Genomic DNA, 11,897 nt, shown 5'->3' with positions numbered 1-11,897 from the left:
AAATAATCAAATACAGTTGATGTGTTGTATTAAATAGCAGTTAAAACAAAGTGTTTATAGGTTTGAACCGGTTTATTCAGGCAGCCTATAAAATAGGATAGGCCGTCTGAAAGATAAGGTTAGTCACGCAGGGCAAATTGTACGGATACGCTATATTCCGTCCAACCGTTCGGTCTGAATCTGCCTGATTGTGCAGCTTTTTGAGCGGCTCTATCCAAACGTACATGGCCGCTGCTTTTGGCTATTCTGACATTAGCCACTTTGCCATCGGGTGAAACCAATACAGCCAATCGAACCGTACCTTCTTCTTCCATTTCGCGGGATAAAGGAGGATAGGGCGGGCGGGGTATGCTGCCGGTGGCTCTGTTCGGATTGCCGCGGCTGCTGCCTGCTCCTGTGCCGCCACCGGAACCGCTACCGTGTCCTGAGCCGGTTTTACTACCGCTACCTTCACCACGGCCCAGACCGCGGCCTGTGCCTGTACCGTTCGAACCACTGCCTTTGCCTTGAGTCTCAGAGCGGCCGGCACCGTTGCCGGTACCATTTTGTGCAGTAACCTGATTACCGGTAGCTTTTTGAGGCTCCTCTTTTTTCGCTGCATCTTCGGTAGATTTCTCAGGCGTTTTAGGTTTGGGATCGGGTTTAGGTTCGGGCTTCGGATCAGGCTCGGGTTTCGGTTTGCGGATATCAGCCTTCGCCTTTTTAGTAATGACAGGTTTAATCGTGTCTTTACGTTTCACAACCGGTTTCGGTTTGGGCTTAGGTTGAACCTTAGGCTTGGGCGGTTCCGGTTGAGGCGGGGCGGGAGGAGATTCTTCAGGCGCAGGCGAACCGGCGCCTTCAGGGGTGCCGTCGCCACCACCGAAATCACCTAAATCGATAAATTCTATTTGTTCCATACCAACTTGTGCCGGTTGCCTTATCTGCCATGCCAGTGCGATAACACCCATATGCAGAAAAGTAACCAGCACAAGTGCGGTAGGGGGGAGAATGCGTTCATTTTTCATAATCGATTATGGTAATAGCAATTATTCTTGTTTGCAACGTTTTTTTAAGATTTTATGGAATAAAAAAGCATGTTTTTACATTGTGTTATGTTTTGAAAGGATATTTATAAGTTATTAAAATAACTTATTATTTTTAGGTTGATAGTAGGACTATCAAGTGAGTGAAGAAGATGCGGGTATGCTCAGGGGAATTTGCTAGATTGTATTATGACGAATAACTTTTATAAGGCAATGTGAAAGCTTAAAAAAGCATGAATAAACAACTGTAATGCTGCTAAAAATTATCACTTAGCAGGTTTTGATATCTAGAGAGACGGGTCAGCTATTTAGAGTTTGTTCTGATACGGTATGTATTTTGGGGAAATATAGCAGGTTATACGTCGGTTTGTTTAATAAATCGGCCAAGGTGAAGCCGTCGAGATAATTGAGAAAAGCTTTGATACCGCCGCCCAATATGCCGGCAAGACGGCAGTTGGGGGTAATCAGGCATTCGTTGTTCGGCCCCATGCATTCGACCAGTTGCATGGGTTCCAAATGCCGTACCACGGCACCGATATTGATTTCTTCAGCAGGGCAGGCAAGTTTCAGGCCGCCGCCTTTGCCGCGTATGCTGTCAAGAAAACCGCCTTTGACTAAAGCGGTAACCACTTTCATTAAATGGCTTTTGGAAATAGCGTAGGTATCGGCGATGGTGCCGATATTGACCAATGCGTCATCATTGATGGCGGTATAAATCAAAACGCGTAATCCGTAATCCGTGTGTTGTGTTAGGTACATATAAGCTTATTTGACTTCATCTGTATATAAGTTTCATAATATATGAAACTTATAAAATAATCCAGCGGATACCGCCGTGAAGCCTTTAAAACGCCATCCTGATTTGGTTTTACTTTCCCGTGAGCATCATCATGCGCTGGTGTTGTGTTTGAGGATTTTGCGCGAACCCCATATCAGCCATCAGGCCGAAATAGAAGCGCAGATTCCGGAATTATTGGCGCATTTTTTATCTGAGGAGCGGCAATTTGCACCGCATTGGCCGCAAATCGATGCCGCATTAAAAAGCCGCTTTGAAACCGATCATGCCGTGTTAAGAAAAATGATGGCCGAGCCTAAATATGATAATGCCGATTGGAATATCGAATTTGCACAAACCTTGCGGGCACATGCCCGTTTTGAAGAGCGGGAATTGTTTCCGGCAATCGAGCCTTTTTTGAATTAGGCAATGGTTTTTCAGACGGCCTAAGCAGTGTAATCAATCATAATATTGTAGCGGTTCAAAATAAACAGTATTCAGTATTTCAGACGGCTGTTTGGGGGATATGAATATTTAAAATAGGCTGCCCGTATGATGATCATTATCAGAAGATAATTAGATAATAAGGAACCTTAACCATGAACACTTTATTTTCTCATCCGGTATGGGCGATGGCATTTCGCCCGTTTTATATATTGGCCGCACTTTTCGGGATGATTTCGGTGTTGTTGTGGGGTTTCGGCTATTTGGGTACGGTAGAGATGCCCGGTTTTTATTGGCATGCCCATGAAATGATTTGGGGCTATTCCGGTGCGGTTGTGGTGGGGTTTTTATTAACGGCGGTGGCAACTTGGACCAAACAGCCGCCGACCCGTGGCGCCGCTTTGTTCGGATTGGCCGCTTGCTGGCTGGTGGCGCGGATTGCATTGTATTTTCCGTATGGTACGGCGGTTAGCGGGGTATTCGGCACTTTATTTTTCTGGTATGCGGCGGTGTGCATGGCTTTGCCGGTTATCCGCAGCCGCAATTCGCGTAATTATATTGCCGTAGTGGCACTGTTTGTTTTCGGGCTGACGCATGCGGTTTTTCATCTTTATTTGCAGCCTTTTCAGGCAGGGGCGTTGTTGAACGGTTTATTATCCGGGCTGATTATGATGGCAGGCTTTATCGGTTTGGTGGGTATGCGGATTATGCCGTTTTTCACCTCGAAACGGTTAGGCATTCAGCAAGTGCAAACGCCGATGTGGGTGGCTTTATCGGCTTTGGTTCTGCCGATGTTGGCCGCGGTTTTGATGTTGTTTCAGACGGCGTTGCCGTTGGCAGCGTTGTTTGCATTGGCGGCCGGTGTGATTAATTTTGTGCAGGTGTTCCGTTGGTGGCATAAAGCGGTATTGCGTGAACCGATGTTGTGGGTTTTGTTTGTCGGTTATCTGTTTACGGCTTTGGGTTTGGCAACCGTCGGCGTGGCACAATGGAAACCGGCTTATCTGAGTTTGGGCGTACATTTTATCGGTGTCGGCGGTATCGGTTTGCTCACGGTCGGCATGATGGCGCGTACAGCCTTGGGGCATACCGGCCATTCGATTTATCCTGCGCCGAAACCGATGCCGCTGGCGTTTTGGCTGATGGTTGCTGCTACTTTAGTGCGTACTTTGGCGGTGTTTGTCGGGGGAACGGCCTATACGCATAGTATCCGTTTCTCGGCGGTTTTATTTGCCTTATCTTTATTATTGTATGCCTGCCGCTATATCCCGTGGTTGGTGGTGCCGCGTGCCGATGGTAAGCCGGGTTAAGCATACCGAATATGAATAAGTTAAAGAGAATAGGCCGTCTGAAAGATTGTTGCTTTTCAGACGGCCTGTTTGCACTTATACTAACAATTTCACTGTACTACATAATGATATTGATATCTTGAGGAGCTTAAAATGACAAACCGTATCAAAGTCGGCATTGTCGGTGCAACAGGTTATACCGGTGTCGAATTATTGCGCTTATTGGCGGCGCATCCCAATGTTGAAGTCACCGCCGTTACCAGCCGTGGTGAAGCGGGCGTAGCCGTGGCAGATTATTTCCCCAGCCTGCGCGGTGTGTATGACTTGGCTTTCCAAGCGCCGGAAGAGGCTGCTTTGGAACAATGTGACGTGGTCTTTTTTGCCACTCCGCATGCGGTTGCGATGAAAGACGTGCCGGCCTTATTGGAAAAAGGTGTGCGCGTTATCGACTTATCTGCCGACTACCGCTTGAAAGATATTCCGACTTGGGAAAAATGGTATGGCACCACCCATACCAGCCCGAAAGAGGTGGCCGATGCGGTATATGGTTTGTGTGAAATGAATCATGATGCCATTAAAGATGCACGCTTGGTGGCCGTGCCCGGCTGCTATCCGACTTGTGTTTCCCTGCCGTTGCTGCCATTGTTGAAAGAAGGCCGTCTGAAAGAGAATTATCCGCTGATTGCCGATTGTAAAACAGGGGTTTCAGGTTCGGGGCGTAAGGGCAATATCGGCAGCTTGTTTTGCGAAGTGGGCGATAATTTTAAAGCATACGGCGTGGGCGGACACCGCCATTTGCCGGAATTCAAACAAATCATCAACAGTTTGCAAAACAATATTGCCGACAATTTTATTTTCGTTCCCCATTTAACGCCGATGATACGCGGTATGCACGCCACTATTTATCTGCATTTGCAACCCGATACCGATCCGCACAATATTTTGAGCCGTTTTTATGAAAACAGCCCGTTTGTCGATGTGATGCCGTCGGGCAGTGCGCCGGAAACACGCAGTGTGCGCGGTGCGAACCTTTGCCGTATCAGTGTGCAGCGCGCGCCGGAGCAAGATGTTTGGATTGTGTTATCCGTGCTTGATAATCTGGTGAAAGGTGCGGCCGGGCAGGCGGTTCAAAATATGAATATTATGTTTGGTTTTGAAGAGCAGGCCGGATTGGGTAATGTGCCGTTGCTGCCATAGTAGGTTGATAGAGAGAGTGAAGAGGCATGACGGCGCAAACTTCTATTTTTAAAAATCTGCCGTTGTTGGTCATCCCGCCCCTGTTGTGGGCGGGTAATGTGATTGCGGCAAGGAGCTTGCGCGGCGATTTCCCGCCGTTGACTTTATCGTTTGGGCGTTGGCTGATTTCGCTGATGATTTTATTGCCGTTTGTGTGGAAAATTATCCGTCACGACAAGGCACTTTATCGGAAAAATGTGGTTCGGGTGGTCGGCACCGCGCTTACCGGCATCGCGGCTTTCAATACGTTGGTTTATATCGGCGCGCAAACCACTTCGGGCACCAATCTCTTGTTGCTGAATTCATGTTCCCCAATATTGATTATGCTGATTGGCTCTCTGTTTTACGGCCAAAAATTAAACCGTTTTCAGATAGTTGGTTTATTGCTGTCGTTGGTTGGGGTGGTCACCATTATTGTGCAGGGGCATTGGGGCAATATTTTAGCTTTACATCCGAATGACGGTGATTTATGGATGTTTCTAGCGGTGGTGTGTTGGGCGTTTTATACCTTATGGATGCGTGATATGCCTTTGGAAATCAACCGTTTCGGTTTGATGGCCGTGCAGATGATGTTGGCTTTGCCGATATTGTTGGGATTCTCTTTATGGGAATTATCGGGTGGCGGAACGATTGTGTGGAATTCGCATACCGTTATCGGGTTGGCTTATGTGGGTATTTTCCCCTCTTTGGTGGCGTATTGCTGCTATACCGCGTTAATCGTGCGCGTGGGGGCGTTGAGTGCCGGGCTGACCATTTATCTGATTCCTGTTTTCGGGGTGTTGGCCGCGGTCACATTATTAAACGAAAAATTTTATTTTTATCACTTAATCGGTATTGCAACCATCTTCGGTGGCATTATATTAAGTAATAAAAGGAGCAGGAAAATACCGTCGGCCGGTTAAAGCACGTTATAATAGCGGCTGATTTTTTATTTTTATTCAGGAAGTCGATTAATATGAGCATTCAAGAACAAATCAAAGAAGTGGTGAACACACACCGTGTCGTTTTATTTATGAAAGGCACCAAACAGTTTCCGCAATGCGGTTTTTCATCTCGTGCGGTACAGCTTTTGCAAGCTGCCGGTTGCAATGATTTTGTAACCGTTAATGTATTGGAAAACGATGATGTGCGCCAAGGCATTAAAGAATACAGCAATTGGCCGACCATTCCGCAATTGTATGTGAACGGTGAATTCTTAGGCGGTTCCGATATTATGATGGAAATGTATGAAGCTGGTGAATTGGAAGAGGCTTTGAAACAAGCCTAAGTTTGCATGGTGTTAAAGCTTAGGCCGTCTGAATATTTTTCAGACGGCCTGATTGTTTGTGTTATCCAATAAAAATAATTCCGATCCATATTGCTTTAACCATTGTTTGGCATTATGGGTGTGTGGGGTATGATGGTTTACCATCGCCCAGAATTGTTTGCTGTGGTTGGGGTGGGGTAGATGGCACAATTCATGAATGCAAATATAATCAATCACAAAATCGGGTGCACCAATTAATCGCCAATTCAGGCGTATGCCGGTTCGGCTGCGGCATACGCCCCAAAAGGTTTTGGCATTGCTCAACGCCATAGCGGCAGGCGTGAGCGATAAGTTTTCGGCATGGTAGTGCAGGCGCGGCAGCAAAATTTCGGCAGCGCGTTCGGTTAGGTAATGCCTGAGCTGTGTTTTTTGTTGCGGCCAAGGTATATCTGGCAATAGGATATTGGGCGGGGCGTGATAGATATCGGGCAGGTTGTGAATGTTTAGCTTGTGATATGCCCCACGGTAGAGAATATGTTCGGGCATTTGCTCAGCCGACACGGTAGCAGTTGGTGCACGGCTGAGGGTTTTGCGGAGTATGGCTTCGTTTTGCCGCAGCCATGATTGAAGCTGTTTCGAGTTGACATACGGGGGAATATTAAGGCGGATACTGTTTGTTGAAAGCGGGCGTAAGATAATGTTTTTCTTAGCGCTGCGTTTCAGCTCGATAAGTATATTCAGGCCGTCTGAAAGGGTATGGGTAAAGCGCATGGTTAGTTATTTGTGCGGGATGCTGCGAAAGGGCCTGCGCCTTCAATTTGCCTTTGTTGGCTTTCAATCCAGTTTTCACATTCTGCCATCAGTTTATCGGCACTATCGCTATCGTGGGCAACGGGTTTGCCAATCACCATAGTGATTTCGCCGGGGTATTTCAGAAAGGCGTTACGCGGCCAAAATTCGCCGCTGTTGAGGGCGACCGGAACCAAATCCATTTCAAACATTTTGGCCATACGGGCGGCACCAAGTTTGTATCGGCCGCGTTGTCCGGGGGGGATGCGTGTGCCTTCGGGGAAAATCGTAATCCAAAAGCCTTCTTTTTTACGCGCCAAGCCTTGTTCAATCAGTTGGCGGTTGGCTTGAGCGGTATTTTTGCGGTCGATACCGATGGTTTTGGCAATTTTCAAACCCCAACCGAAAAACGGCAGTTTGAATAATTCTTTTTTGGCTACATAAACTTGCAATGGAAACACTTCCTGCAATGCCAATGTTTCCCAACCGGATTGGTGTTTGCTGCAAATAATCGATGGTTGCGCAGGGATGTTTTCACGCCCGATAACGCGGTATTTCAGACCGATAACATTTTTAAGCAGCCACATTAAAATCAAAGCCCATGCCCGTCCGACACGGTTGGCCCCTTTGGGTATTAGGGCGGCGGGCAGAATCAGCAGAAACATCGGCGGGGTGATAAGCACCAATACCAGCCAGTAAATCAGATTACGGATATAAAGCATAAAAAATCTTTCTTAAATCAGGGTTTCAGACGGCCTCTGTTTCATCGGCAGCAGTCTGTTGTGTTTCTTGACGCATCAGGTATTGGGAAAAATCGAGCAAGTCATTAAAAATTTGTGTATTTTCCGGCAGATCGTCGCCATGTTGAGCCAAGGTTTTTTTGCCTTTTCCGGTTAATACCAATGCGGGCTTGCCGCCCACTGCGGCAATGGCTTGTAAATCGCGCAAACTATCGCCGACTAACCAAGTTGAAGCGGCATCCGCCTTAAAGCGGTCTAAAATATCGATAATCATGCCGGGTTTAGGCTTGCGGCATTCGCAATGATCATCGGCCATATGCGGGCAAAACCAAATGCCTTCTATTCTGCCGCCGGCCTGTAAAACCAAGCGGTGCATTTTATTGTGCATTTCGGTTAAATCCTGCATGGTAAACAGTTTGCGGCCTATGCCCGATTGGTTGGTGGCCACGGCAACGGTATAACCGGCTTCGGTGAGAAAGGCGATGGCATCCATGCTGCCGTTTAGCGGTACCCACTCATCAACGGATTTTACAAAATCGTCGCGGTCTTGGTTGATAACACCGTCGCGGTCGAGAATAATCAGTTTCATCGTATGCCTTTCAGACGGCCTCAAGCATGGCTTGAAGCGCGATAAAATGTGCTTGTAACGAAGGGTTGTAGGTTAACGCTTCGGTAGGGTTGGTTAGTTTGTGCTTGTCACTTTCTTTCAGTGCGACTGCTTTTTGTATGGCATCGGCCAAAGTTTCAGGGTTGGTACGCGAGAAAAAGAATCCGGCCTTATCGTTCATTACTTCAACACTACCGATATTATCTGCCAATACAACACGGGTGCCGCTTAACAGCGATTCTACGCCGACCAAACCGAAAGGCTCGTATAGCGAGGCCATAATGGTGTAGTCGGCGGCGCGGTAAAGTTCGGGCATATTTTTACAGAAACCGAGTTCGATAATGTTTTTCATTGGCCGGGGCAGCGGTGAGCCGGCTACGGCAAGTTTCACCGGCAGATCGGTTTGCGTGAAAAAATCGGCCAACATATCAAAACCTTTTCGCTTATGCCCGGTAGAGGGAAACAGAAAAACGGTTTCGTAATCTTTGAATCCGTATCGTGCGCGAATGGCGGCAATTTCTTCCGGCGAAGCAGGTGAGAAACGTTCGGTATCGGCAGGTGGATACACTACATGGATTTTTTCAGACGGCACGCCATAAAGTTCGTTTAATTCGCGTGCCATGAGTGCCGAATGCGCCATAATGGATTTTGCGGTGCGGTAGTTGGTGCGGTTGCGGTGGATAATGAATCGATCCAGCAACCTCTTCATAAGGTTGGTTTGTGGTGCCATATTGTTTACATGGCCTAAATGGGTGCCGCCGCAGATAAAAATATCGGCATGGTCGCTAGGGTTGCAGGCAATAAGTCGCTCGTTTGCCAGTCGGCATTTTTGAAGCTGGTGTGTAAAGAAAAACGGCCGTAACTTTTTCGGAGTGTGTTTCTGATTAATCAGTTGCGGATCAATTTGCGCGTATTCCGGTAGTGTGGTGTCGAATTTTGTTGCATAAATACGGATACGATGGTTTTGGGCGGAAAAGGCACGCACCAAATCGAAAGTATAGCTTTCCATACCGCCGCCGCGGCTGAAACGGTTAATGCTGATGGCAATGTTTTCGGTCATGAGTATGGTGCTCTGTATGTTTTCAGACGGCCTGATAACTTAACAGGCCGTCTGAAATAGATGGCTTTATTTTAATTTAATCAAATAAAACGGCGTCTGCCAATGTTTTACCATCGGCATCTTTATTTGACAGTATCGGTTGATTTTTAAGCGGCCAACTGATGTTAATGGCGGGGTCGTTCCATAATAACGAATGTTCGGCTTGCGGGTTGTAGTAATCGGTACATTTATAAACCAATTCGGCACTTTCACCCAAAACGTAAAAGCCGTGGGCAAAACCTTCGGGAACCCAAAGCTGCCGTTTGTTCTCGGCGGAAAGCTCTACCCCTACCCAATGTTTAAATGTCGGCGAAGTGCGGCGCAAATCCACGGCAACATCGAAGATACTGCCGGCAACCACGCGAACCAGCTTGCCTTGTGTATTCGCAGTTTGGTAGTGCAGGCCGCGTAAAACACCGGCAGCCGATTTAGACTGGTTTTCTTGGACGAACGTCCGATTACAGACATTCGCTTTAAACCATTCGTCGCGAAAAGTTTCCATAAAAAAACCGCGCTCATCGCCAAATACTTTAGGTTCGAGAATTTTGACATCGGCAATATCGGTGTGGATGATATTCATAATAATAGACTGTATGGTTTGATGGTAATAGGTACATGCTGTTATATATCCGGTATCAAAAACCTATTGTTTATGCTGATGGTAAATAAAGCGGATAAAACAGACGGTATAATTTTTAAGAATGGTTGCGGCTTTTCAATAAGCGCATTAAATATTGCCCGTATTCGTTTTTACACATCGGTTCGGCTAGGGTTTTCAAAAGGCCGTCTGAAAGCCAGCCGTTGCGCCAAGCGATTTCTTCCAAACAGGCCACTTGAAGATTTTGCAGGTGCTCTATGGTTTTCACAAAAGCCGCCGCTTCATTCAGGCTTTCATGTGTGCCGGTATCCAGCCATGCGAAGCCGCGGCCTAAAAGCTGAACGTTCAACGAACCGTCTTCAAGATACATTTGGTTGATGCTGGTAATTTCCAATTCGCCGCGTGCGGATGGTTTCACCTGTTTGGCAAATTCCGCCACACGGTTATCATAGAAATAAAGGCCGGTTACCGCCCAATCCGATTTCGGCTGCTTGGGTTTCTCTTCAATGGAAAGGGCTTTGAAGGTTTCATCAAATTCCACAACGCCGAAACGCTCCGGATCTTTAACCTGATAGGCAAAAACAGTTGCACCGTTTTGGCGTGCGGCGGCTTGCTGTAAGGTTTGGGTAAACGACTGACCGTAAAAAATATTATCGCCCAATACCAGACAAACATTATCATCGCCGATAAATTCTTCGCCGATAATAAAAGCTTGCGCCAAACCATCGGGGCTGGGCTGCTCGGCATAGCTGAGGCGGATGCCGAAATCACTACCGTCACCCAATAAACGCTTGAATGCTGCGTTATCTTCGGGTGTGGTAATCACCAAAATATCCTGTATGCCTGCCAACATCAATACCGATAGCGGATAATAAATCATCGGTTTGTTATATACCGGCAACAGTTGTTTGGATACGCCGCGCGTAATCGGGTATAACCTTGTGCCCGAACCGCCGGCTAAAATAATGCCTTTCATTTTTGTGCTCCTGTTTGCGTACCCAAACGTGTTAATCGGTAAGAACCGTTGAGGATGTTTTGCCACCATTCACGGTTTTGCAAATACCAGATAACGGTTTTGCGCATGCCGGATTCAAAGGTTTCCTGCGGTTTCCAGCCAAGTTCGCGGCCGATTTTAGCGGCATCTATGGCGTAGCGCATATCATGGCCGGGCCGGTCGGCAACAAAAGTGATTAAATCCCGATACGCTGTAACACCTTTGGGTTTTTCAGGTGCCAACTCTTCCAGCAAGGTGCAAATGGTTTGCACCACTTCGAGATTGGTTTTTTCATTATAACCGCCGATATTATAGGTTTCGGCAGGGGCACTTTCTGTTATCACGGTATAAAGGGCGCGGGCATGATCTTCGACAAACAGCCAATCCCTGATTTGCAAACCGTCGCCATATACGGGCAAGGGCTTGCCGGCTAAGGCATTAAGTATCATCAACGGAATCAGTTTTTCCGGAAAATGATAAGGGCCGTAGTTATTGGAGCAATTGGTGATAATGGTAGGCAGCCCGTAAGTACGTTGCCAAGCCCGAACCAGATGATCGCTGGAGGCTTTCGATGCGGAATAAGGGCTGCTGGGGGCATAGGGTGTGGTTTCGGTAAACAACGCATCCGAGCCGTGCAAATCACCATAAACTTCATCGGTGGAAATATGATGAAAGCGGAATGTCGATTGTTTTTCAGACGGCATCTGCTGCCAGTAAGCCCTAGCCGCTTCCAATAAAGTATAAGTGCCGACAATATTGGTTTCGATAAAAGCTGCCGGGCCGTCGATGGAGCGGTCAACGTGGCTTTCCGCCGCCAGATGCATCACGGCATCCGGTTGGTATTGTTTGAAAATACGGTCGAGTACAGCACGGTCGCCAATATCCGCTTGCTCGAATACATAACGAGGGCTGTCGGCAATTGTGGCTAACGATGCCAAATTACCGGCGTAAGTGAGCTTATCAAGATTGACCACACTGTCTTGGGTGTGGTTGATAATATGGCGGATTACTGCCGAACCGATAAAGCCGGCACCGCCTGTTATTAAAATTTTCAT

General features: G+C 47.3%; 14 protein-coding genes. 5 read left to right on the top strand and 9 right to left on the bottom strand.

The genetic code is table 11. The annotated features are described in order from the left end of the window. Positions 1-119: 119 nt before the first annotated feature. A complete protein-coding gene (locus tag NXS09_RS07595) occupies positions 120-1,007 on the bottom strand; it encodes an energy transducer TonB (RefSeq protein ID WP_259291952.1) in 888 nt (295 codons plus the stop codon). Between the two features lie 318 nt (positions 1,008-1,325). Beyond that, complete coding sequence (locus NXS09_RS07590; protein ID WP_259291951.1) at positions 1,326-1,784, bottom strand: Rrf2 family transcriptional regulator; 459 nt, start codon at positions 1,782-1,784, stop codon at positions 1,326-1,328. Positions 1,785-1,860: 76 nt separating this feature from the next. On the opposite strand from NXS09_RS07590, the gene NXS09_RS07585 reads away from it, so the two are divergent. The 5 genes from NXS09_RS07585 to grxD all read left to right on the top strand — a co-directional run bounded on the left by NXS09_RS07585 (position 1,861) and on the right by grxD (position 6,036). Next, positions 1,861-2,226: a hemerythrin domain-containing protein gene (locus NXS09_RS07585; RefSeq protein ID WP_259291950.1), complete on the top strand. Its 366-nt coding sequence runs from the start codon at positions 1,861-1,863 to the stop codon at positions 2,224-2,226. Positions 2,227-2,399: 173 nt separating this feature from the next. Next, positions 2,400-3,554, top strand: a complete 1,155-nt coding sequence (locus NXS09_RS07580; protein ID WP_259291949.1) for an NnrS family protein — start codon at positions 2,400-2,402, stop codon at positions 3,552-3,554. 132 nt (positions 3,555-3,686) lie between these two features. Continuing rightward, positions 3,687-4,730 (top strand): N-acetyl-gamma-glutamyl-phosphate reductase, encoded by a 1,044-nt coding sequence (argC, locus tag NXS09_RS07575; protein ID WP_259291948.1) that lies wholly within the window; start codon positions 3,687-3,689, stop codon positions 4,728-4,730. A gap of 26 nt (positions 4,731-4,756) precedes the next feature. Beyond that, on the top strand, positions 4,757-5,671 hold the full coding sequence (locus tag NXS09_RS07570) for a DMT family transporter (RefSeq protein WP_259291947.1): 915 nt from the start codon (positions 4,757-4,759) through the stop codon (positions 5,669-5,671). Between the two features lie 53 nt (positions 5,672-5,724). Further along, positions 5,725-6,036, top strand: a complete 312-nt coding sequence (grxD, locus tag NXS09_RS07565; protein WP_259291946.1) for a Grx4 family monothiol glutaredoxin — start codon at positions 5,725-5,727, stop codon at positions 6,034-6,036. Positions 6,037-6,075: 39 nt separating this feature from the next. Here grxD and NXS09_RS07560 read toward each other — a convergent pair whose 3' ends face one another. The 7 genes from NXS09_RS07560 to rfbB form a co-directional block, all read right to left on the bottom strand. Next, positions 6,076-6,786 (bottom strand): M48 family metallopeptidase, encoded by a 711-nt coding sequence (locus NXS09_RS07560; protein WP_259291945.1) that lies wholly within the window; start codon positions 6,784-6,786, stop codon positions 6,076-6,078. Between the two features lie 2 nt (positions 6,787-6,788). Continuing rightward, complete coding sequence (locus tag NXS09_RS07555) at positions 6,789-7,526, bottom strand: lysophospholipid acyltransferase family protein (protein WP_259291944.1); 738 nt, start codon at positions 7,524-7,526, stop codon at positions 6,789-6,791. A gap of 25 nt (positions 7,527-7,551) precedes the next feature. Continuing rightward, positions 7,552-8,133: a D-glycero-beta-D-manno-heptose 1,7-bisphosphate 7-phosphatase gene (gene gmhB, locus NXS09_RS07550; RefSeq protein WP_259291943.1), complete on the bottom strand. Its 582-nt coding sequence runs from the start codon at positions 8,131-8,133 to the stop codon at positions 7,552-7,554. A gap of 10 nt (positions 8,134-8,143) precedes the next feature. Then, complete coding sequence (locus NXS09_RS07545) at positions 8,144-9,211, bottom strand: glycosyltransferase family 4 protein (protein ID WP_259291942.1); 1,068 nt, start codon at positions 9,209-9,211, stop codon at positions 8,144-8,146. A 76-nt stretch (positions 9,212-9,287) separates the two neighbouring features. After that, positions 9,288-9,830, bottom strand: coding sequence for a dTDP-4-dehydrorhamnose 3,5-epimerase (rfbC, locus tag NXS09_RS07540; RefSeq protein WP_259291941.1), 543 nt, complete (start codon positions 9,828-9,830; stop codon positions 9,288-9,290). Between the two features lie 115 nt (positions 9,831-9,945). Then, positions 9,946-10,824, bottom strand: coding sequence for a glucose-1-phosphate thymidylyltransferase RfbA (gene rfbA / locus NXS09_RS07535; protein ID WP_259291940.1), 879 nt, complete (start codon positions 10,822-10,824; stop codon positions 9,946-9,948). Next, positions 10,821-11,897, bottom strand: a complete 1,077-nt coding sequence (gene rfbB, locus NXS09_RS07530; RefSeq protein WP_259291939.1) for a dTDP-glucose 4,6-dehydratase — start codon at positions 11,895-11,897, stop codon at positions 10,821-10,823. The genes rfbA and rfbB overlap by 4 nt, the downstream gene beginning before the upstream one ends.

The organism is Neisseria montereyensis (assembly GCF_024834045.1).
GTDB lineage: Bacteria > Pseudomonadota > Gammaproteobacteria > Burkholderiales > Neisseriaceae > Neisseria > Neisseria montereyensis.
The sequence above is the reverse complement of the archived record's forward strand: the minus strand, read 5'-3'. Positions and strand labels throughout refer to the sequence as shown.

Bases quoted from the DNA above. Each gene is read 5' to 3' on its own strand.
- NXS09_RS07590 (WP_259291951.1), bottom strand. From the start codon at position 1,784: ATGTACCTAACACAACACACGGATTACGGATTACGCGTTTTGATTTAT.
- NXS09_RS07555 (WP_259291944.1), bottom strand. From the start codon at position 7,526: ATGCTTTATATCCGTAATCTGATTTACTGGCTGGTATTGGTGCTTATC.
- NXS09_RS07545 (WP_259291942.1), bottom strand. From the start codon at position 9,211: ATGACCGAAAACATTGCCATCAGCATTAACCGTTTCAGCCGCGGCGGC.
- rfbA (WP_259291940.1), bottom strand. From the start codon at position 10,824: ATGAAAGGCATTATTTTAGCCGGCGGTTCGGGCACAAGGTTATACCCG.
- NXS09_RS07570 (WP_259291947.1), top strand. From the start codon at position 4,757: ATGACGGCGCAAACTTCTATTTTTAAAAATCTGCCGTTGTTGGTCATC.
- argC (WP_259291948.1), top strand. From the start codon at position 3,687: ATGACAAACCGTATCAAAGTCGGCATTGTCGGTGCAACAGGTTATACC.
- NXS09_RS07595 (WP_259291952.1), bottom strand. From the start codon at position 1,007: ATGAAAAATGAACGCATTCTCCCCCCTACCGCACTTGTGCTGGTTACT.
- NXS09_RS07560 (WP_259291945.1), bottom strand. From the start codon at position 6,786: ATGCGCTTTACCCATACCCTTTCAGACGGCCTGAATATACTTATCGAG.
- rfbB (WP_259291939.1), bottom strand. From the start codon at position 11,897: ATGAAAATTTTAATAACAGGCGGTGCCGGCTTTATCGGTTCGGCAGTA.
- gmhB (WP_259291943.1), bottom strand. From the start codon at position 8,133: ATGAAACTGATTATTCTCGACCGCGACGGTGTTATCAACCAAGACCGC.
- grxD (WP_259291946.1), top strand. From the start codon at position 5,725: ATGAGCATTCAAGAACAAATCAAAGAAGTGGTGAACACACACCGTGTC.
- rfbC (WP_259291941.1), bottom strand. From the start codon at position 9,830: ATGAATATCATCCACACCGATATTGCCGATGTCAAAATTCTCGAACCT.
- NXS09_RS07580 (WP_259291949.1), top strand. From the start codon at position 2,400: ATGAACACTTTATTTTCTCATCCGGTATGGGCGATGGCATTTCGCCCG.